The sequence below is a fragment of the Cupriavidus sp. TMH.W2 genome (assembly GCF_050847365.1).
In the GTDB taxonomy this organism is placed as follows: Bacteria; Pseudomonadota; Gammaproteobacteria; order Burkholderiales; family Burkholderiaceae; genus Cupriavidus.
Genome location: NZ_CP193792.1, coordinates 3,475,076 through 3,497,456 on the forward strand (window position 1 = coordinate 3,475,076; position 22,381 = coordinate 3,497,456).

Sequence of the window (22,381 nt, forward strand, 5' to 3'; positions counted from 1 at the left end):
ACGGACAAGGGCCTATGGAACTGCTCGGCTTCTCGGCCAGCCAGGTGCACCCGCTTGCCTCGCTCACCGAGGCGGGCAGCTTCCTCAGCGGCAATGCCGCATCGCTGTTCGTCTGGGCGGACTTCTCCACCGAGGAAGTCACCGCCGCGCCGGATGCCTGGCGCGAGAGCGTGCGCCAGCTTGCCGGCGCGCCGGTCCTGGACCTGCACCTGACCGACGCCACCAACGCCGCGCATCCGTCGTATTTCGATACGACCAATGCGTACGACATGGTGATTTTCCGCAAGCTGACCTTCGAGACCAGCCGCGCCATCGCCGAGGCCGAGCCGCAGGAGGCCACGGCGGGCACGATGAAAGCGCCTGCTGCCCGCCCCAAGCGCCATCCGCCCGGCTTCCTGCCGGCGCTGGCCAGGATCGACACGCAGCCGGTCACGTTCTTCGTCTTCGATACCGTGCTGGTCACGGTGCGCTCCGGGCAGTCGCGCACGGTCGACCAGGTACGCCAGCGCCTGCTGGAGCTGTGCCAGGGGCCACGGCCGCAGGCCGCCCCCGCGCGCGGCAACGGCCAGGCGCTGCTGCACGGCGTGCGCCCGCCAAGCCGGCCCGAGGACCTGATGCTGCGCCTGCTCAATGCGATGGTCGACCGCTACCTGGAGCTGCGCGCGCCGTTGACGCGCCAGCTCGACCGCTGGCAGCGCGCGCTGCTCAATTCGCGCCGCAGCTTCTCAAGCTGGGAAGGCCTGCTCGATGCGCGCATCCAGCTGCGCAAGCTGGAACACCTGAGCGAGGAACAACGCGACGCGCTGCAGGAATTCCGCGACAGCCTGCTCGACAACCGCTACAGCAGCGACCAGCCCGACGGCGCGGCCGATGCACCGGGGCGCGACGAGCTGCTGCTGGTGCGCATCAACGACGTGATGGAGCATATCCAGCGCGTGCTCGCGCATGCGCGCCGACTGGAGGATTCGATCGAATCCGCGGTGCAGATCCACTTCTCGGCGGTGGCGCACCGGACCAACCGCACCATGCGCGCGCTGACGCTGATCACGGCGCTGTTCATGCCGCTGACGCTGATCACCGGGGTGTTCGGCATGAACTTCGACCGCATGCCCTGGCTGCGCGAGCCACAGGGGTTCTGGTGGTCGATCGGCCTGATGGGTGCCGTGGTGGTGGTGTTGGCCGCGCTATGGGGGCTGGCACGGCAGCTGGAGCGCTAGCGCAGGGCTGGGTACGCCTCAGGTACGCGTGCGCGTGCCGAAGGCGCGCTCCAGGCTTTCCAGGAAGCGGTTGGCCGACTGGTAGCCGATCACCCGCACCGGGCGCTCGCGTCCGTCGGCGCCGAACAGGATGATGCCGGGCGGCCCGAACAGGCCGAAACGCTTGAGCAGCGCCTTGTCGTCGGCATTGTTGGCGGTCACGTCCGCCTGCAGCAGCACGATCTCCGACAGCCGCGCACTCACGCGCGGATCGACGAAGGTCATGTGCTCCATTTCCTTGCAGCTGACGCACCAGTCGGCATAGAAATCCAGCAGCACGGGCTTGCCCGCGGCCGCGGCCTGGGCCACGCGGGCGTCGAGTTCCGCCACGCTGCGCACGCGCTCGAAGCGCAACGCCTGCGCGCCGGCCGCGGCTTCCGCGCCACCGCGCGCCACGCTCAGGTGCGACAGCGGCTGCAGCGGATCGCGCCCGCCCGAGGCCACGCCGATCAGCACGATCGCCGCGGCGATCGCAAACAGCACGCCCACGCCCTTGCCGACACGCGCCAGGTTGCGCGGATCCGGGCCCAGCCCGTCGAAGGCGCCCAGGAACACCGCCGCCACCAGCAGCAGCGCCGCCAGCGCCAGCATCGTGGTCCAGGCCGGCAGCACCGGCGCCAGCATCCACAGCGCCACGCCCAGCAGCAGGAAGCCGAAGAAGCGCTTGGTAACCTCCATCCAGCGCCCCGCGCGCGGCAGCAGGTTGCCCGCCCCCACCCCCACCAGCACCAGCGGCACGCCCATGCCGAGCGCCATCGCGAACAGCGCCGCGCCGCCGATCACGGCATCGCGGGACTGCGCGATATAGGCCAGCGCGCCGGCCAGCGGCGCGGTGACGCACGGTCCGACAATCAGCGCCGAGATCGCGCCCATCGCCGCCGCGCCGGCCACCTGGCCGCCCTGGCGGCGGTTGGACGTTTCGGTCAGGCGGATCTGCCAGCGCTGCGGCAGCTGCAGCTCGTACAGCCCGAACATCGACAGCGACAGCGCCACCATCAGCGCTGCAAACGCGCCCAGCACCCACGGCGTCTGCAGCGCGGCCGACAGGCCCTCGCCCAGCAGCCCCGCGGCCACGCCGACCCCGGTGTACACCACCGCCATGCCCAGCACATAGGCCAGCGACACCACCAGCGCGCGGCCGCGGGTGACGTGCTCGCCCACCACGATCGACGACAGGATCGGCACCATCGGCAGCACGCATGGGGTAAAGGTCAGCAGCAGGCCCAGGCCGAAGAACAGCGCGGCAATCAGGCCCAGGTTGCGGCTGGCCAGCGCGCCGGCGATGCGGTCGCTGTCGTCGCCGCGCAGCACCACCGCCGCGCCAGGCGTGGCCGGCTCCGGTGCCGGCGACGCCGTGGGCGCATCCGTGCGTGCGCGCTTGCCGAACAGGTCGGCCAGGCCGCTGCCGCCAACCTTGTACACGCTCTCCATCGGCGGATAGCACAGGCCCTTGTCGGCGCAGCCCTGCGAAGTGACCGTCAGCGACCACTTGCCGTCGGCCGGCGCCGCCTCCACCGGCACGCGGATGACCACGCTGTCGCGGTAGGTCTCCATCTCCTTGCCGAAGGTCTCGTCGAACTTGACCTGGCCGTGCGGATACACGGGTGTGCCCAGCTTCACGTCGGCGGGTTGTGCGGAAAAGTGGAAGCGCTCGCGGTACATGTAGTAACCGGGGGCAACCTCGAAGCGCACCTCGATGGTCTTGTCGTCGAGCTGGCTGGCGGCAAAGCGGTAGGCCTGCTCCGGCGGCAGGAAGTCGTCCTCGGTGGCGGCGCGCGCGCCGCCCGCCAGGCACAGCCAGGCCAGCGCCGCCAGCAGCACTGCGGCAATATGCCGCGCCCAAACCTGCCCGCGCGCGCGCTCCGGAAGTGCCAAACCGATGTTCATGAAACTGGTTCCTGTCTGTCTTGAATTGGGGATGCCGCCGTACCTGCTGCTGCGCCGGGGACGCCGCGGCCTTATTCTGCCGGCCCCGTGGGGCTCGCGGCCTCGCTGCGGACCCACGCCAGGTAAGGCGGGTAACCCGCCGTCACGGGCCAGGCAATGAGCTCCGGTACGTCGTAGGGGTGATGTTGCCGGATCACGGCCTCCAGCGCAGCGTAGCGTGCGCGCGTGGTCTTGATCAGCAACGGCCACTCCTGTGCCCTTTCGAGGTTGCCCTGCCACCAGTACTCGGATTCGACCGGCGCCAATCGGTTCACGCAGGCGGCGGCGCGCGCCTGCAGCACGGCCCGGGACAAGTGCGCCGCGGTCTGCGCATCGGGCGCATTGGTGATGACGACGATCACCTCGTCCGGGTCTGTATGGCTTTGCATCGACACTCTCCTTGCGCCAGGCAGCGGCCGTGGCCGCAAAAACAAAAGAGCCAGGCAGATGCCTGGCTCGATTGTAAGCGGTGTGCCCGGACCCGTCGCCGCGGCGGCGGGCGGGAAACTACCTTATTCCGCGGCTTCTTCGGCCGGGGCTTCGGTGATTTCCGGACGATCCACCAGTTCGACCAGCGCCATCGGCGCATTGTCGCCCTGACGGAAGCCGAACTTGAGGATGCGGGTGTAGCCGCCCGGACGGGTGGCGTAGCGCGGGCCCAGTTCGGTGAACAGCTTGGTGACCATGTCGCGGTCGCGCAGGCGGGCGAAAGCCAGGCGGCGGTTGGCAACGGTGTCCTTCTTGGCCAGCGTGATCAGCGGCTCGACAACCTTGCGCAGTTCCTTGGCCTTGGGCACGGTGGTCTTGATCAGCTCGTGCTGGAACAGCGAGTTGGACATGTTGCGCAGCATCGCGAGACGGTGCGACGAGGTGCGGTTCAGTTTCCGCAGACCATGACGGTGACGCATGATGATTCCTTTCAGTTAAGTGTTTGACCAGCTCTTCTATCGTCCGATGCGGCTGGACGCGGGCCGGTAGTCATACAAGCCCCGGCCGAAGCCAGGGCGGTTACCGCGGCGCGGGACGGATATCCCGCGCCACCATTACTTCTCCAGACCTGCGGGCGGCCAGTTCTCGAGCTTCATGCCGAGGGTCAGGCCACGCGAGGCGAGGACTTCCTTGATCTCGTTGAGCGACTTGCGACCCAGGTTCGGGGTCTTGAGCAGTTCGTTCTCGGTACGCTGGATCAGGTCGCCGATGTAGTAGATGTTTTCGGCCTTCAGGCAGTTGGCCGAGCGCACCGTCAGCTCCAGGTCGTCGACCGGGCGCAGCAGGATCGGGTCGATCTGCGGCGTGCGGCTCGATGCAGCTTCCGCTGCCGACTCGGTGCCTTCCAGGGCGGCGAACACGGACAGCTGGTCGACCAGGATGCGGGCCGACTGGCGGATCGCTTCCTCGGGCGAGATCACGCCGTCGGTTTCGATGTTCATCACCAGCTTGTCCAGGTCGGTACGCTGTTCCACGCGAGCGGACTCAACCGCATACGACACGCGGCGCACCGGCGAGAACGAAGCGTCCAGCACGATGCGGCCGATGACCTTGCCCGACTCGTCGCCGAACTTGCGCACGTTGCCCGGCACATAGCCGCGGCCTTGCTCAACCTTGATCTGCATGTCCAGCTTGCCGCCGGCAGACAGGTGGGCGATCACGTGGCTCGGGTTGATGATCTCGACGTCGTGCGGCAGCTCGATATCGGCAGCCGTGACCACGCCTTCGCCATCCTTGCGCAGCGACACCGTGACTTCGTCGCGGTTGTGCAGCTTGAACACGACGCCCTTCAGGTTGAGCAGCAGGTTGACGACGTCTTCCTGCACGCCGTCGATGGTGGAATACTCGTGGACCACCCCAGCGATCGTGACTTCGGTCGGTGCATAGCCGACCATCGACGACAGCAGCACGCGACGCAGGGCGTTACCGAGCGTATGGCCGTAGCCGCGCTCGAACGGCTCCATCACGACTTTGGCGTGATGGTCGCCCAGAGGCTCGACGGCAATGATTTTTGGCTTGAGGAGTGCTGTTTGCATTAGGTTGTCCTTTTCAATACCCTCGGCTCGTTACACCGATAAGGCTGACGTTTGGAACCTGAAAATCCCATCGCGAGATGGGCGAAGCCCGACCGCGCGTACAGCGCGTCGGGCTGAAGAGAAGCTTTGCGGCGAACGCAAGCTCTGGCCGTTCCGCTCGCGTGATTAACGCGAGTACAGTTCGACGATCAGGCTTTCGTTGATGTCACCCGAGATATCGGCGCGATCCGGCACTTGCTTGAAGGTGCCTTCGAACTTCTTCGAATCCACCGCCACCCAGGCCGGGAAGCCCGACTGCTCGGCCAGCGACAGCGATTCAGCGATACGGACTTGCTTCTTCGACTGCTCGCGGATGGTGACGACGTCGCCAGACTTGATCTGGGCCGACGGCACGTTCAGGGTCTGGCCGTTCACCAGGATCGCCTTGTGCGACACCAGCTGGCGCGCTTCAGCGCGGGTCGAGCCAAAGCCCATGCGGTACACGACGTTGTCCAGGCGCGATTCCAGCAGTTGCAGCAGGTTTTCGCCGGTGTTGCCCTTGCGGCGGTCGGCTTCGGCGAAGTAGCGGCGGAACTGGCGCTCGAGCACACCGTAGATGCGCTTGACCTTCTGCTTTTCACGCAGTTGGTTGCCGTAGTCGGAGGTGCGGGCACCCGAGGTACGGCCGTGCTGGCCGGGCTTGCTGTCCAGCTTGCACTTGTCGGCCAGCGAGCGGCGTGCGCTCTTCAGGAACAGGTCGGTGCCTTCACGGCGGGAAAGTTTGGCCTTCGGGCCGGTATAACGTGCCACGTTGTCTTCCTTTGATCGATCGCGGCGCCTTCAGGACGCGCCGCGAGTCCGTCAACGCAGTACTTCCGCGGTGCGATGTTGCACCCGGGAGACCGTGACGGACGGTGGGCTTATTAAGCGTGCCCCCTTGCCACGTATGGCCGGGTACGACGCTGCAAGCATTTACCAGTGCGCCGGCATGGGAATGTGCCTTAAGAGACATTCCCTCGACGCAAAACGAAAACCTGCCGCATTAAAATGCAGCAGGTCAACGCGCGATACTACCATATCCGAAACCGGCAGGTAAACCTACCGGGTCCGGACACACCAACGCTCAGATGCGGCGGCGCTTCGGCGGACGGCAGCCGTTGTGCGGAATCGGCGTGACGTCTTCGATGATCGCGATCTTGATGCCCAGCGCGTTCAGTGCGCGGACAGCCGATTCACGACCCGGGCCGGGGCCCTTGATGCGCACTTCCAGGTTCTTGATACCCTGGTCTTGCGCCACGCGGCCGGCGTTCTCGGCAGCAACCTGGGCAGCGAACGGGGTCGACTTGCGCGAACCCTTGAAGCCCTGGCCACCGGCGGTCGCCCACGACAGGGCGTTGCCCTGACGGTCGGTGATCGTGATGATGGTGTTGTTGAACGAGGCGTGGACGTGCGCAATGCCGTCGGCAACGTTCTTCTTGACCTTTTTACGCGCGCGAGCGGCGTTATTCGGACCTTTTGCCATTAGTTTCTTCCTCTGCCTTCGGCTTTACTTCTTCAGAGCCACGCCGGCCTTGCGCGGACCCTTGCGGGTACGGGCATTGGTGCGCGTACGCTGGCCGCGCATCGGCAGGCCCTTGCGGTGACGCATGCCACGATAGCAACCAAGGTCCATCAGACGCTTGATGTTCATCGTGGTTTCACGACGCAGGTCACCCTCGACCGTGACCTTGCCCACTTCGTCACGAAGCTTTTCCAGGTCGGCGTCGGTCAGATCCTTGACCTTCTTGTCAAACGGTACACCGGTGGCCTCGCAAATCTTGCGAGCGCGCGAGCGGCCAACACCGTAAATGGCGGTCAGACCGATTTCGGTGTGCTTGTGGTTCGGGATGTTAACCCCTGCGATACGTGCCATTCGTCAATCCTCTTTCCGATTAGCCTTGGCGTTGCTTGTGGCGGGGATCCGACGAGCAGATCACGCGCACGACACCGTTGCGCTTGATGATTTTGCAGTTGCGGCAAATGCGCTTAACAGAAGCCAGCACTTTCATAATTTTCCTCTTCCTTCAATTCCTGTTCGCTCACTTCGTCCGGAAGACGATTCGTGCGCGCGACAGATCATATGGGGTCAGCTCGACCGTCACCTTGTCACCCGGAAGAATCCGGATGTAGTTCATTCGCATCTTGCCGGAGATATGGCCCAGTACTACATGGCCATTTTCCAGCTTGACCCGGAACGTCGCATTGGGCAGGTTTTCCAGGACCTCCCCGTGCATCTGGATGACGTCGTCTTTTGCCATACCTAGCCTGTACCGATCCGAAGTCAGCGCAAGGTCAGATTGCCCTTGAAATTCGCCTTCTTCAGCAGCGACTCATATTGCTGCGACATCACGTAAGACTGAACCTGAGCCATGAAGTCCATCGTGACGACCACGATGATCAGCAGCGAGGTTCCGCCAAAGTAGAACGGAACGTTCCACCGCAGCACCAGGAATTCCGGCAACAGGCAGACCAGTGTGATGTAGATCGCACCAGCCAGCGTCAGGCGCACCAGAATCTTGTCGATATAGCGCGTCGTCTGCTCGCCCGGACGAATGCCCGGAATGAAGGCACCGCTTTTCTTCAGGTTGTCTGCCACTTCACGGCTGTTGTACACCAGGGCCGTATAGAAGAAGCAGAAAAATACAATCGCAGCAGCGTACAGCAGGATGTAGACCGGCTGGCCCGGCGACAGCGTGGCAGCCAGGTCCTTGACGAACCTGCCAACCGCACCCGTCGACTGGGACGTGAACCAGCCCGCGATCGTCGCCGGGAACAGGATGATCGACGATGCGAAGATCGGCGGAATCACCCCTGCCATGTTCAGCTTGAGCGGCAGGTGCGACGACTGGCCGCCGTACACCTTGTTGCCGACCTGACGCTTGGCATAGTTCACCAGGATCTTGCGCTGGCCCCGCTCGACAAACACCACGGCGAAGGTCACACCGGCAACGATCGCCACGATGAAGATCGCCGCGATGATGCTCATGGAACCCGTGCGGACCAGTTCGAACAGTCCGCCGATCGCGTTGGGCAGGCCCGCCGCGATACCGCCAAAGATGATGATCGAGATGCCGTTGCCCAGACCACGCTCGGTGATCTGCTCACCCAGCCACATCAGGAACATCGTGCCGGTCACCAGCGTAATCACCGCCGTGGCCCGGAACATCAGGCCCGGATCCAGCACCAGCCCAGGCTGCGACTCCAGCGCCACCGCAATCGACAGCGCCTGGAACGTGGCCAGGACCACGGTGCCGTAGCGCGTGTACTGCGTGATCTTGCGTTGCCCTGCCTGCCCTTCCTTCTTCAGCGACTCCAGCTGCGGCAGCACGATCGTCAGCAATTGCATGATGATCGACGCCGAGATGTACGGCATGATGCCGAGCGCGAAGACGGTAAAGCGCGACAGCGCCCCGCCCGAGAACAGGTTGAACATCCCGAGGATGCCACCCGACTGACTCTGGAAAAGCTTCGCAAGCTGCTCCGGATCGATACCGGGCACCGGAATATGAGCGCCGATGCGGTACACGATCAGGGCCAGCACCAGGAACATCAGCCGGCGCTTGAGGTCGCCGTACTTCGCCGTGTTCCTGGCTTGCGCGCTTGCATTGGGTTTCGCCGTGGCCAAACGATGCTCCGACTATGACTGCCTATGCTGCGATAAATGCCGTATCAGGCTGCGATCTGGCCGCCGGCGGCTTCGATCGCGGCCTTGGCGCCAGCGGTGGCGCCCAGACCCTTGATCGTCACCTTGCGGGTCAGCTCGCCGGCCTTGATGACCTTGGCGCTCTTGACCAGGTCGCCGACCAGGCCAGCCTGCTTCAGGACCAGCAGGTCGACTTCGGCCGCTTCCAGGCGCTCGATGTCACGCAGCGTGACTTCGGCGGTGAACGCCTTGGTCAGCGAGGTGAAGCCGCGCTTGGGCAGGCGACGATACAGCGGCATCTGGCCGCCTTCGAAGCCCACCTTGTGGAAGCCGCCCGAACGCGACTTCTGACCCTTGTGACCGCGACCGGCAGTCTTGCCCAGGCCGGAGCCGATACCGCGGCCGACGCGACGCTTGGCGTGCTTCGAACCGGCGGCCGGTTTCAGGTTGTTCAGTTGCATCTTGCTCTCCGAGTTCCCGGTATCAGGCCAGAACCTTGACCAGGTACGAGACCTTGTTGATCATGCCGCGCACGGCGGGCGTGTCCTGCAGCTCCGACACCGAGTTGATGCGGCGCAGGCCCAGGCCACGAACGGTGGCGCGATGATCCTCGCGCGTGCCGATCAGGCTGCGCACGAGTTGCACTTTTACGGTTTTCTGCGACATTGCGTTCACCTTAACCCAGGATGTCTTCGACCGACTTGCCACGCTTGGCGGCGATTTCGCCCGGCGTGCTCATCTTCTGAAGGCCGTCCAGCGTGGCGCGAACCATGTTGTACGGGTTGGTGGAGCCGTGCGACTTGGTCACCACGTTGGTGACGCCCATCACTTCGAAAATCGCGCGCATCGGGCCGCCGGCGATGACGCCGGTACCTTCCTTGGCGGGCATCATCAGCACCTTGGCGGCGCCGTGCTTGCCAACGACTTCGTGTTGCAGCGTGCCGTTCTTCAGCGAGACCTTGACCATCTTGCGACGGGCTTCGTCCATTGCCTTCTGAACGGCGACGGGCACTTCCTTGGCCTTGCCCTTGCCCATGCCGATGCGGCCATCGCCGTCACCAACCACGGTCAGCGCAGCGAAACCGAGAATCCGGCCGCCCTTCACCACCTTGGTGACGCGGTTGACCGAGATCATCTTCTCGCGGAGGCCGTCGTCGCGTTCGTCCTGCTGGACTTTTGCTTGCATCTTTGCCATGACGTATCTCTCTTTGTGCGCTTAGAACTTGAGGCCGGCTTCGCGGGCAGCGTCAGCCAGTGCCTTCACGCGACCGTGGAAGCGGAAGCCGGCGCGATCGAACGCGACGGTTTCCACGCCGGCAGCCTTCGCCTTTTCGGCGATGCGCTTGCCGACCGCGGTCGCGGCAGCGGTGGTAGCACCAGTGCCAGTCAGTTCCTTGCGGACGTCTGCCTCTGCGGTCGAAGCCGAAGCCAGCACCTTGGTGCCGCACTCCGAGAAGACCTGGGCGTAAATATGCGAATTCGTACGGAACACGGTCAGACGATTGACTTTCATCTCCGCGATCTTGGCGCGGGTCTGACGTGCACGGCGCAAACGAGCGTCTTTCTTGTTCATCATTGCACCCCTTACTTCTTCTTGGTTTCCTTCAGGATGACGCGCTCGTCCGAGTAACGCACACCCTTGCCCTTGTAGGGCTCAGGCGGGCGGTACGCGCGGACTTCCGCGGCAACCTGACCGACTTTCTGCTTGTCCGCACCCTTGATGATGATCTCGGTCTGTGTCGGCGTTTCCGCCTTCACGCCTTCCGGCATCTCATGGATCACGTCGTGCGAGAAACCAAGCTGGAGCTTCAGCGCAGCGCCTTGCAGCTGGGCACGATAGCCCACGCCGACGAGGTTCAGCTTGCGCTCGAAACCGGTGGTCACGCCCTTGACCATGTTGGCCACCAGAGCACGCATGGTGCCCTGCAGAGCGTTTGCTTCACGCGATTCGTCGGCCGGGCTGAAGGTCAGCGTGTCGTTTTCGACATTGACCTTGACCAGGCTGTGAATCGGCTGCGACAGCGTGCCGAGCGGGCCCTTTACGGAGAGCACGCCAGCCGCCACGTTCACTTCCGCGCCTTTGGGCAGCGCGATGGGAGCCTTACCTACACGGGACATGGTTACTCCTTAAGCGACGTAGCAAAGAACTTCGCCGCCCACGCCGGTGGCGCGTGCCTTGCGGTCGGTCATCAGACCCTGCGGGGTCGAGATGATCGCCACACCCAGGCCGTTCATCACTTGGGGGATGTCGCTGCGGCCCTTGTACACGCGCAGGCCGGGCTTCGAGACGCGCTCAATGCGCTCGATGACCGGACGGCCGGCGTAGTACTTGAGACCGATGCTCAGTTGTGCCTTGCCGCCATCTTCCTGGACGGCGTAGTCGTCGATATAGCCTTCGTCCTTCAGGACCTTGGCGATTGCCACTTTCAGCTTCGACGACGGCATGACAACCGACGCCTTCTGCACGCCCTGGGCGTTGCGGATGCGCGTCAGCATATCGGCGATAGGATCGCTCATGCTCATACTGTTTCTCCTGTAGCCTGTGCGTAATTACCAGCTGGCTTTCGTCAGACCCGGAATTTCGCCCTTGAAGGCGATTTCGCGGATCTTGTTACGCGCCAGGCCAAACTTGCGGAAGGTACCGCGGGGACGACCGGTGATCGCGCAGCGGTTACGCTGGCGAGTCGGGCTCGCGTTGCGCGGGAGCTGCTGCAGCTCGAGACGCGCGCTGTAACGCTCTTCTTCCGACTTTTCTTGGTCGTCAATAATGGCCTTGAGGTTGGCGCGCTTGGCGGCATACTTCGCCACCAGCTTGGCGCGCTTCTTCTCACGTTCAATCAGAGCCAGTTTAGCCACGGTTACCCCTTAATTGCGGAACGGGAACTTGAACGCACCGAGGAGGGCCTTGGCTTCCTCGTCGTTCTTTGCCGTCGTCGTGATGCTGATGTTCAGACCACGCAGTGCGTCGATCTTGTCGTACTCGATTTCGGGGAAAATGATCTGCTCTTTCACACCGATGTTGTAGTTGCCACGACCGTCGAACGAACGGCCCGACACACCACGGAAGTCACGCACGCGCGGCAGGGCCACGGTCACGAAACGATCGAGGAATTCGAACATGCGCTCGCCACGCAGGGTCACCATCGCACCGATGGGGTAGCCCTGGCGGATCTTGAAGCCGGCGATGGCCTTCTTGGCCTTCGTCACGACCGGCTTCTGACCGGCGATCTTGGTCAGGTCGCCCACGGCGTTCTCAATGATCTTCTTGTCATTGATCGCTTCGCCAAGGCCCATGTTCAGGGTGATCTTGGTGATGCGCGGCACTTCCATGACCGACTTGTAGCCGAACTGTTCGATCAGCTTCGGCACAACCTGTGCTTTGTAAAACTCTTGCAGACGTGCTGCCATGCTCAACTCCTATACGTGCCCAGAATCAAGCTGCCACGACGGCGCCGGTGGTCTTCAGCACGCGCACGCGCTTGCCGTCTTCCACCTTGATGCCGACGCGCGACGGCTTGCCATTGGCATCCACGAGCGCAACGTTGGAAATATGCAGCGGCATGACCTTGTCGACCACACCACCGGTAGTGCCCAGCATCGGGTTCGGGCGGGCATGCTTCTTGGCGATGTTCACGCCTTGCACCGCAACCTTGTCGCCGAGGACGGCTTGCACGGTACCGCGCTTGCCCTTGTCCTTGCCGGTCAGCACAATGACTTCGTCGCCTTTGCGAATCTTGTTCATGGCGGCTCCTTACAGCACTTCCGGAGCGAGCGACACGATCTTCATGAAGCGCTCGGTACGGAGTTCACGAGTCACCGGCCCGAAGATACGGGTGCCGATCGGCTCGAGCTTGTTGTTCAGCAGGACGGCGGCGTTGCCGTCGAACTTGATCAGCGAACCGTCAGCGCGGCGCACGCCCTTGGCGGTACGCACGACGACGGCGTTGTAGATGTCGCCCTTCTTCACGCGACCGCGCGGCGCTGCGTCCTTGACGGTCACCTTGATGATGTCGCCAACGCTTGCGTAGCGGCGCTTGGAGCCACCCAGCACCTTGATGCACAGCACTTCGCGCGCACCAGTGTTATCGGCCACTTCGAGCCGGCTTTCTGTCTGAATCATGGTGTTTGTCTTCCCAACTTAATCCGTCAGGTGCAAAAAGCGCCCGTCGGTCAGTCTTGGTCCCGTCGGCTCCGGCATTGCGCCAGCTCCGTATGGGTTGATCAACTTTGAAGTCGGTAGGAACCAGGCGATCTCAACAATTTGCTGAGGCCGCTCGGCCCTGGCTCGCTTCACAGGCCCGCCCAGGTGATACTGCAAAGGCGAACGCAACAAAGCGGAAGTCCAGGATTATAGCTACATAATCCTGGACTTGCAAGTCAGGCTAAGAACGTGTTGTTCTTAGATGACGCGTGCAGCCTCTACCAGCCGGGAAACCACCCAGGACTTGGTCCGCGACAGCGGACGGCCTTCCTGGATCTCGACCTTGTCGCCTTCCTTGTACTGGTTGGCTTCGTCGTGTGCATGGTACTTCTTGGAACGCAGCACGTACTTGCCGTACAGAGGATGCTTGACGCGGTTTTCCACCAAGACCGTAACGGTCTTGTCCATCTTGTCGCTCACGACACGGCCGACCAGGGTGCGGCGAAGCGACTTTTCCGTTTGTGCAGCTTCAGTCATTTCGCGTTTGCCTTTTGAGTCAGCACGGTTTGCACACGCGCGATGTCCTTGCGAACCTTCTTCAGCTGGCTGGTGTTCTGCAGCTGTTGGGTCGCCTTTTGCATGCGCAGGCTAAATTGGGCCTTCAGCAGCTCGGAGAGCTCCTGGTTCAGCCCGGCGGCGTCCTTGCCGCGAAGTTCGGATGCTTTCATCCCTGCTCTCCTTACGTCCCGACCTGGCGCACCACGAAATTGGTGGCGATCGGCAGCTTGGCGGCCGCGAGGCGGAACGCCTCACGTGCCAGGTCTTCGCTCACGCCATCCATTTCGTACAGCATCTTGCCCGGCTGGATTTCAGCCACGTAGTACTCCGGATTGCCCTTGCCGTTACCCATACGGACTTCGGCGGGCTTCTTCGAGATCGGCTTGTCCGGGAAAATCCGGATCCAGATGCGGCCGCCACGCTTGATGTGGCGGGTCATCGCACGACGTGCCGACTCGATCTGACGAGCGGTCAGGCGGCCACGGCCCATGGCCTTCAGGCCGAATTCGCCGAAAGACACGGCGTTGCCACGGGTAGCCTTACCCGTGTTGCGGCCTTTCTGCTCCTTGCGGTATTTTCTGCGCTTAGGTTGCAGCATCGTTATTCTCCACTCTTCGCATCGCCAGGCGCACCGCGGCGACCGGCACCTGCACCGGCGCCACCGCGACGGTTGCCACCCGGGCGGCCTTCGCCTTCACGGCGGCGGCCTTCCGGACGACCCGGGCGACGACGACGGTCGTCCTGCGGCTCTTCCACCACCGGCGCGTCGTTGCGGCCGAGGTGATCACCCTTGTAGACCCACACCTTGACACCGATGATGCCGTAGGTGGTTTCTGCTTCGGAGAAGCCGTAGTCGATGTCGGCGCGCAGGGTGTGCAGGGGCACACGGCCTTCGCGGTACCACTCGGTACGTGCGATTTCGATACCGTTCAGACGGCCGGCGCTCATGATCTTGATACCCTGGGCGCCCAGGCGCATCGCGTTCTGCATGGCGCGCTTCATGGCGCGGCGGAACATGATGCGGCGCTCGAGCTGCTGGGTGATCGAATCGGCGATCAGCTGAGCATCGGTTTCCGGCTTGCGGATTTCCTCGATGTTCACGTGCACGGGCACGCCCATGCGACGCTGCAGTTCAGCCTTGAGCAGTTCGATGTCCTCACCCTTCTTGCCGATCACCACGCCCGGACGCGAGCTGTAAATGGTGATGCGTGCATTGCGGGCGGGGCGCTCGATCACGACGCGGCCAACCGATGCGTTCTTGAGCTTCTTCTTCAGGAAGTCGCGAACTTCGATGTCTTCCTTCAGCATGCCGGCGAACTTCGTGTTGCTGGCGTACCAGCGCGAAGCCCAGTTGCGGCTGACAGCCAGACGGAAGCCAGTCGGATGAATCTTCTGTCCCATCGTGACTCCTTAGTTGCCGAGCGTCACAGTGATGTGACAGGTTTGTTTCTCGATGCGGTTGCCGCGGCCCTTTGCCCGTGCCGTGAAGCGCTTGAGCGAGGTTGCCTTGTCGACGAAGATCGATTTGACCTTGAGTTCGTCGATGTCGGCGCCTTCGTTGTGCTCGGCGTTGGCGATGGCCGATTCGACCACCTTCTTCACGATCCCGGCAGCCTTTTTCGGGCTGAACTGCAGGACATTGAGCGCGCGCTCGATCGGCAGACCACGGATCTGGTCAGCGACCAGGCGCGTCTTCTGGGCGGAGATGCGGGCACCGCGATGAATCGCTTTCACTTCCATGATGGCACCTTACCTCTTCGCTTTCTTGTCAGCCGCGTGGCCCTTGAACGTGCGGGTCATCGCAAATTCGCCGAGCTTGTGGCCAACCATGTTTTCCGTAACGTACACCGGCACGTGTTGACGGCCGTTGTGGACGGCGATCGTCAGGCCAATGAACTCCGGCAGAATGGTCGAGCGGCGCGACCAAGTCTTGATGGGCTTCTTGTCCTTGCCGCTCGTTGCGACTTCCACCTTCTTCAGCAGGTGGGCGTCGCAGAACGGACCCTTTTTAGCGGAACGAGTCATATCTTTAGCTCCTACCTACCGATTAACGCTTGTGGCGCTTCTGGACGATCATGCTGTCCGTGCGCTTGTTGCTGCGGGTACGGTAACCCTTGGCCGGGGTACCCCACGGCGAAACCGGATCGCGACCAGCAGCGGTCTTGCCTTCACCACCACCGTGCGGGTGGTCGACCGGGTTCATCACGACACCACGGACCGTCGGGCGGATACCGCGCCAGCGGGTCGCACCGGCCTTGCCGATGACGCGCAGGCTGTGCTCTTCGTTGCCCACTTCACCGATGGTGGCGCGGCACTCGATGTGCACGCGGCGCACTTCACCGGAGCGCAGGCGAACCTGGGCGTACAGGCCTTCACGCGCCAGCAGCACGGCGGAACCGCCAGCGGCACGCGCGATCTGCGAACCCTTGCCCGGCAGCATTTCCACGTTGTTGATCGTGGTACCGACCGGAATGTTGCGGATCGGCAGGTTGTTACCGGCCTTGATCGGGGCTTCCGAGCCGTTCATCAGCGGCTGGCCGGCAACCATGCCCTTGGTGGCGATGATGTAGCGGCGCTCGCCGTCGGCGAACAGCACCAGCGCGATATTGGCGCTGCGGTTCGGGTCGTATTCCAGACGCTCGACCTTGGCGGGGATGCCGTCCTTGTCGTTGCGCTTGAAGTCGACCACGCGGTAGTGGTGCTTATGACCACCGCCCTTGTGGCGGGTGGTGATATGACCATTGTTGTTACGGCCCGACTTCTGGAATTGCTTTTCCAGCAGCGGAGCGTGCGGGGCGCCCTTGTGAAGGTCTTTGTTGACCACCTTCACCATCGAGCGACGACCCGGGGAAGTCGGCTTGGTCTTGACGAGTGCCATGATTACTTGGCCTCCGCTTCAAAATTGATTTCCTGACCCGGCTTCAGCGAAACGTAGGCCTTCTTCACGTGGTTGCGACGCCCCATGAAACGGCCAAAACGCTTCTGCTTGCCCTTCTGGTTCAGGATCTGAACGGACTGCACCTCGACCTTGAACAGCAGTTCGACGGCGGCCTTCACTTCTGCCTTGTTGGCATCGCGGGCCACTTCGAACACGACTTGTTCATTCTTGTCGGCGACCAGGGTTGCCTTTTCGGAAACCACCGGCGCGAGCAGCACCTGCATCAAACGATGATCGTTCTTGGCTACTTGCGTCATTTCAGCAACTCCTCGATCTGCGCGACGGCCGCCTTGGTCACCAGCACCTTCTTGTAGTGCACGAGCGACAGCGGATCAGCCTGGCGCGGCTCCACGACTGCCACGTGCGGCAGGTTGCGCGAAGCCAGGTAGAGGTTTTCGTCGAGGCTGTCGGTGATGATCAGCACCGAGTCCAGGCCCATGGCCTTGAACTTGTCGGCCAAGAGCTTGGTCTTGGGCGCGTCGACAGTGAAACCGTCCACCACGTTGATACGGCCTTCACGTGCGAGCTGCGAGTAAATCGAGCGCATGCCGGCACGGAACATCTTCTTGTTGACCTTCTGGGTGAAGTTCTCTTCCGGCGAATTCGGGAAGATACGGCCGCCCCCGCGCCACAGCGGCGACGAGGACATACCGGCACGGGCGCGACCCGTACCCTTCTGGCGCCACGGCTTCTTGGTCGTGTGCTTGACCTCTTCACGATCCTTCTGCTTACGGTTACCGCTGCGCGCGTTGGCCTGGTAAGCGACGACGATCTGGTGAACGAGGGCTTCGTTGTAGTCACGGCCGAAGACTTCGGGCGAAGCGGCAACGCCTGCGCCGATCTGGCCATTGTCCTGGAGGAGCTTGAGTTCCATTACATGCGCTCCTTAAGCTTTGGCTTTGGCCTTGACGGCCGGGGTGACGATGACCTTGCCGCCCTTGGAGCCGGGGATGGCGCCCTTGACCAGCAGCAGCTTGCGCTCTGCGTCGATCTTGGCGATCTCCAGGTTCTGCACGGTGCGGGTGACATCGCCCAGGTGACCGGTCATGCGCTTGCCCGGGAACACGCGGCCCGGATCCTGCGCCATACCGATCGAGCCCGGCACGTTGTGCGAGCGCGAGTTACCGTGGCTGGCACGGCCGGAGGCGAAGTGATAGCGCTTGATGGTACCGGCGTAGCCCTTACCGATGCTCACGCCCTGCACGTCGATCTTCTGACCGACTTCGAACAGGTCGACCGACAGCGAACCGCCAGCTTGCAGTTCGGCAGCCTTGGCTGCATCGATACGGAATTCGCGGATGATTTCACCGGCTTCCACGCCGGCTTTGGCGAGGTGACCCGCCAGCGGCTTGGTAACGCGGCTTGCGCGTCGCGCGCCGAAGGTGACTTGAACGGCGGTGTAACCGTCGGTCTCGTCCGTCTTGATTTGCGTCACGCGGTTGTCGCCGACCTCGACCACGGTAACGGGAATCGAATCACCGTCGTCCGTGAAAATACGGGTCATGCCAACCTTGCGACCTACAAGGCCAAGGCTCATGGTTTGCTCCATTCCCAGCTGCGATTGGCCGGGGCTGATTGATACACGAAAACTGTGTTTGCTGTGGACCTGCGCTAAAGAAGACTGCGCGCGGCCAAAATGGCCAGCCCACTACCCGAGGAAACGGGTAGCCTTACACTATATCGCAGCAGCTTGGGAAGGGCAATATGAATTGCGGATTTCCCTGCAATGTTGTAGACAGGGAGGCCACGGCAGTGGCGCTTGCGTTGCTTGGAGTGTGGTGCGGAGGCGACGGCTGCGAAACGAAGCGGCGCCGATGACACAAAAAGAGGCTTGCTCAGGCCGCGATGCGCACGAAATCGCCGCCATAGAATACCAGCGGTTCGCCCTCCCCCGCCTCGAACCCCTCGACCGCGCCGACGATCAGCAGGTGATCGCCAACCGGATCGGCACGTTCCACGCGGCAGGCGAGCGTCGCCAGCGCCTCGTCCAGGTAAGGCACGCCGCGCTCGCAACGCCGGTGGGCGACACCGGCGAACTTGTCCGGCGCCGGCGTGGCGAAGCGGCGGGCCAGTTCACCATGCCCCGCGCGCAGGATGCTGACGCCGAAATGCGCGCCCGGCGCAAAGAGGCCCGCATTCGGCGAATGCAGCGCCAGGCTCCACAGGATCAGCGGCGGTGCCAGCGACAGCGAGGCGAACGAGTTCACGGTCAGGCCAACCGGGCGGCCCTGGTGCCCGCAGGCGCCAATGACCGCCACGCCGGTGGCATAGCGGCCGCAAACCCGGCGCAGCTCGCGCGGATCATGGACGGAGGTGGCGGGCGTGGCGGTGTCCATGTCACGCTGCCTCGGCAACGTACTGGTTGATCAGCTGGTGGCAGGCCTGCGGATCCGACCACCACGGGAAGTAGTCCGGCGGGTTGTCGAAGCCGTTGGCGATGCGCGCGGCCAGCGCGGGGGCCTGGCCCGCCGCGCCCAGCAGCGCCAGGATGTGCGGCGGCGGCGGCGTCAGCAGTGTGTTGGTCCACGCCACCACGTCGCCGGCGTATTGCCAGTACTGGTCGAAGGTGTGCTCCATCCAGGCCTGGTCGTAGGGCCGGTCGCCGCGCGCCAGGATCGCATCCAGATAGACCTTGCAGCATTTCGCGGCATTGTTCGAGCCCTGCCCCGTGATCGGGTCGTTGACCACCACGGCATCGGCCATGCCGAACACCAGCCGCCCGGACGGCAGCGTCAGCACCGGCTTGCGCACCGTCGGCGCAAAGCGCCCCGCGACGATGCCATGGTCGTCGGTCAGCGCGACGCGCTCGCAGCGCTCGGCCTCCCATGGCAGGTAGGTCTGCAGGATGCGCAGGCTTTCGGCGAGGTGCTGCGCGGGCGTGCGCGCGTCGGCCCAGCGGTCCATCGGACCGCCCGGGATGCCTTCGAACACCATGATCTCGCACGGCCCCGACAGCGTCAGCGCAGGGAAGACAAAGTATTCGCCCACGCCCGGGATCAGGTTGAAGCAAACCCGCGAGTACGGCGTGCGCGGCACCATGCCGGTCACATAGGTCAGCGCCAGCGCACGCTGCGGCTTGTCGAAGGGGCTGCGCGACGCATCGCGCTCGAAGCGGCTGACGATCTCGCCCTTGCCTGCGGCCAGCAGCACCAGGTCATGCTCACGCGTCAGGTCCTCCAGTTCGTCCACGCCCACATCGACAATGCGCAGGTCGCCGCCGCGCGCAACGAAGGCTTCCATCCATGCCGGCATCTTCAGGCGCTGGTCCACCGCCTGCGCCGGGCGGTCCAGCGGCGCGGCCCAGTCGATCGCGCGCGCGCCGGCCTGTTCCGGATGCGGCACGGCCAGGCCGATGCCTTCCACCGGCGGGCAGGCATCGTCCCACCAGTTCAGCCCAAGCGCGCGCTCGGTCTGCAGCGCGCGGTCGAACATGCACTGGCTGGACATGACTTTGCCGCCGCGGATCTGCTCGGGCGTGCGGTTGGACAGCAGCGTGATCCGGTAGCCCTTGGCTTGCAGCCCGAGGGCCATTTGCAGGCCCGACTGGCCGGCCCCGACGATGGCGATGCGTTGGCTCATGACGTTGTCTCCTGAAGGATCGTTTGCTGGCGTTCAGCCGGCCAGCTTGCCAATGGCGGGCACGTTCTGCTCCGGGCCCATGGCGGAGTAGCCGCCATCGACGGCATAGTCGGCACCGGTAACGAAGCTGGCGTGGTCGGAACAGAGGAAGAGCACCACCTGTGCCACTTCGTCGGGCTCGCCGACGCGGCCCAGCAGGTGGAACGGCGCGGCCACCGCGTCGGTGCGCGCGCGGTTGCCGCCGCTGACTTCATCCATCAGCCGGCACCAGGTCCAGCCCGGCGACACCGCGTTCACGCGGATGCGGTCGGGCGCCAGGTCCATCGCCATGCTGCGCGTCAGCTGCGCAATGGCGGCTTTCGACACCGGGTAGAGCCAGCGCCCGGTCTGCGCCACCCTGGCCGAGATGCTGGTGAAGTTGACGATGGCCCCGCCGCCGCGCGCCCGCATATGCGGATGCACCGCCTGCGCCAGCATCACGCCCGACACCACATTGACGTCGAGCGCCGCCAGCCAGTCGGCACGGTTCGAGCGGAAGCCGTCATCGAGATAAGTGCAGGCCAGGTTGACCAGGCAGTCGATGCCGCCAAAATGCTGCACCACCTGTGCCACGGCGTCGCGGACCTGCTCGTCGCGGGTGATGTCGGTGGCGATGAAGCGCGCGTTCGCCCCCAGCTGCGCGGCCACGCGCTCGCCGTTGGCCGCATCGATATCCAAGATCGCCACGCGCGCGCCGGCCTCGACAAAGGCCCGCGCCACGCCGGCGCCGATCAGCGTGGCGCCGCCGGTGACAATGGCCACCTTGCCCTGCAGTCCTTTCATGCTGGTCTCCTGTGCCGGCTACAGCCGGCGATGGTTGCGGGCGGGCCTCTGCGGACCCGATCCGGATCAGTGCCGCGACGCGGCCTACTTGCCTTCGCTCTGCTGCCAGCGCGCCATCAGCGTGTTCGACGGCAGGGTCTCGTCCAGCAGCTTGCGCGCGGTCTCCACGCCCGCCACGGGCAAACCCGCCGGGTCCAGCTTGCCGATCTGCACCAGCACGCTGGCCTGGTCCCAGTAGATATGTTCGTGGTACAGCTTGTCGCCGCGGAACTTGACGATGGCGATCAGCGGGATCTCCACGCGCCTGCCTGTGGGTGGCACGCCGGGCAGCATCCAGTCGATCTCGCAGGTATGGGTGAAGCAGAACAGCATCTCGTCGACGATCTGCGTGGCCCCGACGGTGCGCGACAGCGGGATCAGCGTGGTGTCGGGCGGGTTGCTGTGCACGAAATGGTGCTGGTAGAAACGCCGCAGCTGCGCGTAGCCGACGCCGCCGGTCATGGTCGGGATATGGTTCACGTAGGGCTGCGGCACCATCGTCGCCATGGTGGCGTCGACGTCGCGGGTGGCGAATTCATATTCGCAGTGCTTGTCCCACAGCGCCGAGAAGTCATAGTGCGGCCCCATCTCGCCGCGCAGCGCGGCGAGCGAGCGCTGGTGCGCCATCAGCGCCGAGGGCTTGTCGAAGTGCTCGCCGCCCGTGCGGGCAAAGGCATGGTCGACGCCGGGGTAGACGTAGACGTCGATGTTGTCCCGGCCGGCCAGCGCCTCGCGGATCGCTGCCTGCGCCTGTGGCGGGCAAAAGCCGTCCTGCTCCGCGATATGCAGCACCAGGCGGCCGCGCACGTTGGCGGCCTCGCCCAGCGCGTGCTCGATGCCCACGCCGTAGTACGCCACCGCGCAGGCCACGTCGGGCAGCCGGCACGCCGCCAGGTAGGCGAGCTTGCCGCCCAGGCAGAAGCCCAGCACGCCGGTCTGGCCGGCGCATTCCGGCCGCGCCCGCAGCGCCTCCAGCGCGGCGCCCACGTCCTGCACGCCTTTGGCCTCGTCGAACTGCTGGTACAGGCCCAGCGCGCGCTGGAAGTCCTCGCCGCGGTCGGTCAGCTCGATCCCGGGTGCGATGCGCCAGAACAGGTCGGGCACCAGCACCGTATAGCCTTCCTCGGCGTAGTAGTCGGCCACCTGCCGCATGGTCGCGTTGACGCCGAAGATCTCCTGGCACAGCACGATGCCCGGGCCCTTGCCTGCCGCCGGGGTGGCGAGATAGCCGCTGAAACTGCCTTCGGGGGTCTGGATCTGGATGGTCTGGCCCATGGCCTGCGCTCCTTGTCGTTCTCTGTTCGGTGACTGCCTGGTGCCGGGTGGGGCTGCCGTGCTGGATTCCATCATGGTGGCTCCGCACCGCAGCAAGCTAGCCGCGGGGTGCAGCGGCTATCCAATTAGTGCAGGAAACTGTGGCTTCGGTCAACGCGGCGC

General features: G+C 64.1%; 35 protein-coding genes. 1 reads left to right on the plus strand and 34 read right to left on the minus strand.

The window, feature by feature from the left end; translation table 11 throughout:
- The first annotated feature begins 14 nt into the window (after positions 1-14).
- On the plus strand, positions 15-1,217 hold the full coding sequence (locus ACREYQ_RS15945; protein ID WP_432258516.1) for a magnesium transporter CorA family protein: 1,203 nt from the start codon (positions 15-17) through the stop codon (positions 1,215-1,217).
- An 18-nt stretch (positions 1,218-1,235) separates the two neighbouring features.
- Here the strand turns inward: ACREYQ_RS15945 and dsbD are convergent, their stop codons facing one another.
- The 34 genes from dsbD to ACREYQ_RS16115 all read right to left on the minus strand — a co-directional run bounded on the left by dsbD (position 1,236) and on the right by ACREYQ_RS16115 (position 22,219).
- Positions 1,236-3,143: a protein-disulfide reductase DsbD gene (gene dsbD / locus ACREYQ_RS15950; RefSeq protein WP_432258517.1), complete on the minus strand. Its 1,908-nt coding sequence runs from the start codon at positions 3,141-3,143 to the stop codon at positions 1,236-1,238.
- Between the two features lie 71 nt (positions 3,144-3,214).
- Positions 3,215-3,571 (minus strand): divalent-cation tolerance protein CutA, encoded by a 357-nt coding sequence (gene cutA, locus ACREYQ_RS15955; RefSeq protein ID WP_432258518.1) that lies wholly within the window; start codon positions 3,569-3,571, stop codon positions 3,215-3,217.
- Positions 3,572-3,694: 123 nt separating this feature from the next.
- Positions 3,695-4,090, minus strand: coding sequence for a 50S ribosomal protein L17 (gene rplQ, locus ACREYQ_RS15960; protein ID WP_010812373.1), 396 nt, complete (start codon positions 4,088-4,090; stop codon positions 3,695-3,697).
- 135 nt (positions 4,091-4,225) lie between these two features.
- Complete coding sequence (locus tag ACREYQ_RS15965) at positions 4,226-5,206, minus strand: DNA-directed RNA polymerase subunit alpha (protein ID WP_432258519.1); 981 nt, start codon at positions 5,204-5,206, stop codon at positions 4,226-4,228.
- Between the two features lie 165 nt (positions 5,207-5,371).
- On the minus strand, positions 5,372-5,995 hold the full coding sequence (gene rpsD, locus ACREYQ_RS15970) for a 30S ribosomal protein S4 (protein WP_432258520.1): 624 nt from the start codon (positions 5,993-5,995) through the stop codon (positions 5,372-5,374).
- A gap of 313 nt (positions 5,996-6,308) precedes the next feature.
- Entirely contained in the window at positions 6,309-6,707 is a 399-nt protein-coding gene (rpsK, locus tag ACREYQ_RS15975) for a 30S ribosomal protein S11 (RefSeq protein ID WP_010812376.1), read from the minus strand.
- A 24-nt stretch (positions 6,708-6,731) separates the two neighbouring features.
- On the minus strand, positions 6,732-7,097 hold the full coding sequence (gene rpsM / locus ACREYQ_RS15980) for a 30S ribosomal protein S13 (RefSeq protein ID WP_010812377.1): 366 nt from the start codon (positions 7,095-7,097) through the stop codon (positions 6,732-6,734).
- A 19-nt stretch (positions 7,098-7,116) separates the two neighbouring features.
- On the minus strand, positions 7,117-7,233 hold the full coding sequence (gene rpmJ / locus ACREYQ_RS15985) for a 50S ribosomal protein L36 (protein ID WP_008642959.1): 117 nt from the start codon (positions 7,231-7,233) through the stop codon (positions 7,117-7,119).
- Between the two features lie 30 nt (positions 7,234-7,263).
- Complete coding sequence (gene infA / locus ACREYQ_RS15990) at positions 7,264-7,482, minus strand: translation initiation factor IF-1 (RefSeq protein WP_018313956.1); 219 nt, start codon at positions 7,480-7,482, stop codon at positions 7,264-7,266.
- A 23-nt stretch (positions 7,483-7,505) separates the two neighbouring features.
- Positions 7,506-8,849, minus strand: coding sequence for a preprotein translocase subunit SecY (secY, locus tag ACREYQ_RS15995; protein ID WP_115212746.1), 1,344 nt, complete (start codon positions 8,847-8,849; stop codon positions 7,506-7,508).
- 44 nt (positions 8,850-8,893) lie between these two features.
- Complete coding sequence (rplO, locus tag ACREYQ_RS16000; protein ID WP_012354135.1) at positions 8,894-9,328, minus strand: 50S ribosomal protein L15; 435 nt, start codon at positions 9,326-9,328, stop codon at positions 8,894-8,896.
- A 22-nt stretch (positions 9,329-9,350) separates the two neighbouring features.
- The gene (rpmD, locus tag ACREYQ_RS16005; RefSeq protein ID WP_010812381.1) at positions 9,351-9,533 is read right to left on the minus strand and encodes a 50S ribosomal protein L30; all 183 of its coding nucleotides are present in this window, start codon (positions 9,531-9,533) and stop codon (positions 9,351-9,353) included.
- A 10-nt stretch (positions 9,534-9,543) separates the two neighbouring features.
- Positions 9,544-10,062: a 30S ribosomal protein S5 gene (gene rpsE / locus ACREYQ_RS16010; protein WP_006160449.1), complete on the minus strand. Its 519-nt coding sequence runs from the start codon at positions 10,060-10,062 to the stop codon at positions 9,544-9,546.
- A 21-nt stretch (positions 10,063-10,083) separates the two neighbouring features.
- Positions 10,084-10,440 (minus strand): 50S ribosomal protein L18, encoded by a 357-nt coding sequence (gene rplR / locus ACREYQ_RS16015; RefSeq protein ID WP_432260433.1) that lies wholly within the window; start codon positions 10,438-10,440, stop codon positions 10,084-10,086.
- 11 nt (positions 10,441-10,451) lie between these two features.
- Positions 10,452-10,985 (minus strand): 50S ribosomal protein L6, encoded by a 534-nt coding sequence (gene rplF / locus ACREYQ_RS16020; protein ID WP_010812383.1) that lies wholly within the window; start codon positions 10,983-10,985, stop codon positions 10,452-10,454.
- Positions 10,986-10,994: 9 nt separating this feature from the next.
- Positions 10,995-11,390 carry a 30S ribosomal protein S8 gene (gene rpsH, locus ACREYQ_RS16025; protein ID WP_010812384.1) on the minus strand — a complete coding sequence of 132 codons (396 nt, stop codon included), beginning with the start codon at positions 11,388-11,390 and terminating at the stop codon, positions 10,995-10,997.
- A 27-nt stretch (positions 11,391-11,417) separates the two neighbouring features.
- Positions 11,418-11,723 carry a 30S ribosomal protein S14 gene (gene rpsN / locus ACREYQ_RS16030; protein ID WP_432258521.1) on the minus strand — a complete coding sequence of 102 codons (306 nt, stop codon included), beginning with the start codon at positions 11,721-11,723 and terminating at the stop codon, positions 11,418-11,420.
- A 9-nt stretch (positions 11,724-11,732) separates the two neighbouring features.
- Positions 11,733-12,275: a 50S ribosomal protein L5 gene (rplE, locus tag ACREYQ_RS16035; protein ID WP_432258522.1), complete on the minus strand. Its 543-nt coding sequence runs from the start codon at positions 12,273-12,275 to the stop codon at positions 11,733-11,735.
- Positions 12,276-12,300: 25 nt separating this feature from the next.
- Positions 12,301-12,609, minus strand: a complete 309-nt coding sequence (gene rplX, locus ACREYQ_RS16040; RefSeq protein ID WP_010812387.1) for a 50S ribosomal protein L24 — start codon at positions 12,607-12,609, stop codon at positions 12,301-12,303.
- Between the two features lie 9 nt (positions 12,610-12,618).
- Positions 12,619-12,987, minus strand: coding sequence for a 50S ribosomal protein L14 (rplN, locus tag ACREYQ_RS16045; protein ID WP_010812388.1), 369 nt, complete (start codon positions 12,985-12,987; stop codon positions 12,619-12,621).
- Between the two features lie 279 nt (positions 12,988-13,266).
- Positions 13,267-13,545: a 30S ribosomal protein S17 gene (gene rpsQ, locus ACREYQ_RS16050; RefSeq protein WP_010812389.1), complete on the minus strand. Its 279-nt coding sequence runs from the start codon at positions 13,543-13,545 to the stop codon at positions 13,267-13,269.
- Positions 13,542-13,736: a 50S ribosomal protein L29 gene (gene rpmC, locus ACREYQ_RS16055; protein ID WP_010812390.1), complete on the minus strand. Its 195-nt coding sequence runs from the start codon at positions 13,734-13,736 to the stop codon at positions 13,542-13,544. Before rpmC ends, rpsQ begins: the two co-directional genes overlap by 4 nt.
- An 11-nt stretch (positions 13,737-13,747) precedes the next feature.
- Positions 13,748-14,164: a 50S ribosomal protein L16 gene (rplP, locus tag ACREYQ_RS16060; protein WP_010812391.1), complete on the minus strand. Its 417-nt coding sequence runs from the start codon at positions 14,162-14,164 to the stop codon at positions 13,748-13,750.
- A gap of 2 nt (positions 14,165-14,166) precedes the next feature.
- Positions 14,167-14,967: a 30S ribosomal protein S3 gene (gene rpsC / locus ACREYQ_RS16065; protein ID WP_013958243.1), complete on the minus strand. Its 801-nt coding sequence runs from the start codon at positions 14,965-14,967 to the stop codon at positions 14,167-14,169.
- 9 nt (positions 14,968-14,976) lie between these two features.
- Positions 14,977-15,306 (minus strand): 50S ribosomal protein L22, encoded by a 330-nt coding sequence (gene rplV, locus ACREYQ_RS16070; protein WP_013958244.1) that lies wholly within the window; start codon positions 15,304-15,306, stop codon positions 14,977-14,979.
- Between the two features lie 9 nt (positions 15,307-15,315).
- Entirely contained in the window at positions 15,316-15,591 is a 276-nt protein-coding gene (gene rpsS / locus ACREYQ_RS16075; RefSeq protein WP_078198154.1) for a 30S ribosomal protein S19, read from the minus strand.
- 22 nt (positions 15,592-15,613) lie between these two features.
- Positions 15,614-16,444 carry a 50S ribosomal protein L2 gene (gene rplB / locus ACREYQ_RS16080; protein ID WP_035817808.1) on the minus strand — a complete coding sequence of 277 codons (831 nt, stop codon included), beginning with the start codon at positions 16,442-16,444 and terminating at the stop codon, positions 15,614-15,616.
- A gap of 2 nt (positions 16,445-16,446) precedes the next feature.
- Positions 16,447-16,761: a 50S ribosomal protein L23 gene (gene rplW, locus ACREYQ_RS16085; RefSeq protein ID WP_006576245.1), complete on the minus strand. Its 315-nt coding sequence runs from the start codon at positions 16,759-16,761 to the stop codon at positions 16,447-16,449.
- A complete protein-coding gene (rplD, locus tag ACREYQ_RS16090; protein WP_092299449.1) occupies positions 16,758-17,378 on the minus strand; it encodes a 50S ribosomal protein L4 in 621 nt (206 codons plus the stop codon). Before rplD ends, rplW begins: the two co-directional genes overlap by 4 nt.
- Before the next feature lie 12 nt (positions 17,379-17,390).
- On the minus strand, positions 17,391-18,041 hold the full coding sequence (rplC, locus tag ACREYQ_RS16095; RefSeq protein ID WP_078198156.1) for a 50S ribosomal protein L3: 651 nt from the start codon (positions 18,039-18,041) through the stop codon (positions 17,391-17,393).
- Between the two features lie 298 nt (positions 18,042-18,339).
- The gene (locus ACREYQ_RS16100; protein ID WP_432258523.1) at positions 18,340-18,840 is read right to left on the minus strand and encodes a flavin reductase family protein; all 501 of its coding nucleotides are present in this window, start codon (positions 18,838-18,840) and stop codon (positions 18,340-18,342) included.
- Position 18,841: 1 nt separating this feature from the next.
- On the minus strand, positions 18,842-20,083 hold the full coding sequence (locus ACREYQ_RS16105) for a styrene monooxygenase/indole monooxygenase family protein (RefSeq protein WP_432258524.1): 1,242 nt from the start codon (positions 20,081-20,083) through the stop codon (positions 18,842-18,844).
- Positions 20,084-20,116: 33 nt separating this feature from the next.
- Entirely contained in the window at positions 20,117-20,905 is a 789-nt protein-coding gene (locus ACREYQ_RS16110; RefSeq protein ID WP_432258525.1) for an SDR family oxidoreductase, read from the minus strand.
- A gap of 84 nt (positions 20,906-20,989) precedes the next feature.
- Positions 20,990-22,219 (minus strand): dienelactone hydrolase family protein, encoded by a 1,230-nt coding sequence (locus ACREYQ_RS16115; RefSeq protein ID WP_432258526.1) that lies wholly within the window; start codon positions 22,217-22,219, stop codon positions 20,990-20,992.
- Positions 22,220-22,381: the final 162 nt, after the last annotated feature.

Excerpts from the sequence above, each read along its gene's own strand:
- ACREYQ_RS15945 (WP_432258516.1), top strand. The coding sequence starts at position 15 with ATGGAACTGCTCGGCTTCTCGGCCAGCCAGGTGCACCCGCTTGCCTCG.
- dsbD (WP_432258517.1), bottom strand. The coding sequence starts at position 3,143 with ATGAACATCGGTTTGGCACTTCCGGAGCGCGCGCGCGGGCAGGTTTGG.
- cutA (WP_432258518.1), bottom strand. The coding sequence starts at position 3,571 with ATGCAAAGCCATACAGACCCGGACGAGGTGATCGTCGTCATCACCAAT.
- rplQ (WP_010812373.1), bottom strand. The coding sequence starts at position 4,090 with ATGCGTCACCGTCATGGTCTGCGGAAACTGAACCGCACCTCGTCGCAC.
- ACREYQ_RS15965 (WP_432258519.1), bottom strand. The coding sequence starts at position 5,206 with ATGCAAACAGCACTCCTCAAGCCAAAAATCATTGCCGTCGAGCCTCTG.
- rpsK (WP_010812376.1), bottom strand. The coding sequence starts at position 6,707 with ATGGCAAAAGGTCCGAATAACGCCGCTCGCGCGCGTAAAAAGGTCAAG.
- rpsM (WP_010812377.1), bottom strand. The coding sequence starts at position 7,097 with ATGGCACGTATCGCAGGGGTTAACATCCCGAACCACAAGCACACCGAA.
- rpmJ (WP_008642959.1), bottom strand. The coding sequence starts at position 7,233 with ATGAAAGTGCTGGCTTCTGTTAAGCGCATTTGCCGCAACTGCAAAATC.
- infA (WP_018313956.1), bottom strand. The coding sequence starts at position 7,482 with ATGGCAAAAGACGACGTCATCCAGATGCACGGGGAGGTCCTGGAAAAC.
- rplO (WP_012354135.1), bottom strand. The coding sequence starts at position 9,328 with ATGCAACTGAACAACCTGAAACCGGCCGCCGGTTCGAAGCACGCCAAG.
- rpmD (WP_010812381.1), bottom strand. The coding sequence starts at position 9,533 with ATGTCGCAGAAAACCGTAAAAGTGCAACTCGTGCGCAGCCTGATCGGC.
- rpsE (WP_006160449.1), bottom strand. The coding sequence starts at position 10,062 with ATGGCAAAGATGCAAGCAAAAGTCCAGCAGGACGAACGCGACGACGGC.
- rplR (WP_432260433.1), bottom strand. The coding sequence starts at position 10,440 with ATGAACAAGAAAGACGCTCGTTTGCGCCGTGCACGTCAGACCCGCGCC.
- rplF (WP_010812383.1), bottom strand. The coding sequence starts at position 10,985 with ATGTCCCGTGTAGGTAAGGCTCCCATCGCGCTGCCCAAAGGCGCGGAA.
- rpsH (WP_010812384.1), bottom strand. The coding sequence starts at position 11,390 with ATGAGCATGAGCGATCCTATCGCCGATATGCTGACGCGCATCCGCAAC.
- rplE (WP_432258522.1), bottom strand. The coding sequence starts at position 12,275 with ATGGCAGCACGTCTGCAAGAGTTTTACAAAGCACAGGTTGTGCCGAAG.
- rplX (WP_010812387.1), bottom strand. The coding sequence starts at position 12,609 with ATGAACAAGATTCGCAAAGGCGACGAAGTCATTGTGCTGACCGGCAAG.
- rplN (WP_010812388.1), bottom strand. The coding sequence starts at position 12,987 with ATGATTCAGACAGAAAGCCGGCTCGAAGTGGCCGATAACACTGGTGCG.
- rpsQ (WP_010812389.1), bottom strand. The coding sequence starts at position 13,545 with ATGACTGAAGCTGCACAAACGGAAAAGTCGCTTCGCCGCACCCTGGTC.
- rpmC (WP_010812390.1), bottom strand. The coding sequence starts at position 13,736 with ATGAAAGCATCCGAACTTCGCGGCAAGGACGCCGCCGGGCTGAACCAG.
- rplP (WP_010812391.1), bottom strand. The coding sequence starts at position 14,164 with ATGCTGCAACCTAAGCGCAGAAAATACCGCAAGGAGCAGAAAGGCCGC.
- rpsC (WP_013958243.1), bottom strand. The coding sequence starts at position 14,967 with ATGGGACAGAAGATTCATCCGACTGGCTTCCGTCTGGCTGTCAGCCGC.
- rplV (WP_013958244.1), bottom strand. The coding sequence starts at position 15,306 with ATGGAAGTGAAAGCGATTCATCGCGGTGCCCGCATCTCCGCCCAGAAG.
- rpsS (WP_078198154.1), bottom strand. The coding sequence starts at position 15,591 with ATGACTCGTTCCGCTAAAAAGGGTCCGTTCTGCGACGCCCACCTGCTG.
- rplB (WP_035817808.1), bottom strand. The coding sequence starts at position 16,444 with ATGGCACTCGTCAAGACCAAGCCGACTTCCCCGGGTCGTCGCTCGATG.
- rplW (WP_006576245.1), bottom strand. The coding sequence starts at position 16,761 with ATGACGCAAGTAGCCAAGAACGATCATCGTTTGATGCAGGTGCTGCTC.
- rplD (WP_092299449.1), bottom strand. The coding sequence starts at position 17,378 with ATGGAACTCAAGCTCCTCCAGGACAATGGCCAGATCGGCGCAGGCGTT.
- rplC (WP_078198156.1), bottom strand. The coding sequence starts at position 18,041 with ATGAGCCTTGGCCTTGTAGGTCGCAAGGTTGGCATGACCCGTATTTTC.
- ACREYQ_RS16100 (WP_432258523.1), bottom strand. The coding sequence starts at position 18,840 with ATGGACACCGCCACGCCCGCCACCTCCGTCCATGATCCGCGCGAGCTG.
- ACREYQ_RS16105 (WP_432258524.1), bottom strand. The coding sequence starts at position 20,083 with ATGAGCCAACGCATCGCCATCGTCGGGGCCGGCCAGTCGGGCCTGCAA.
- ACREYQ_RS16110 (WP_432258525.1), bottom strand. The coding sequence starts at position 20,905 with ATGAAAGGACTGCAGGGCAAGGTGGCCATTGTCACCGGCGGCGCCACG.
- ACREYQ_RS16115 (WP_432258526.1), bottom strand. The coding sequence starts at position 22,219 with ATGGGCCAGACCATCCAGATCCAGACCCCCGAAGGCAGTTTCAGCGGC.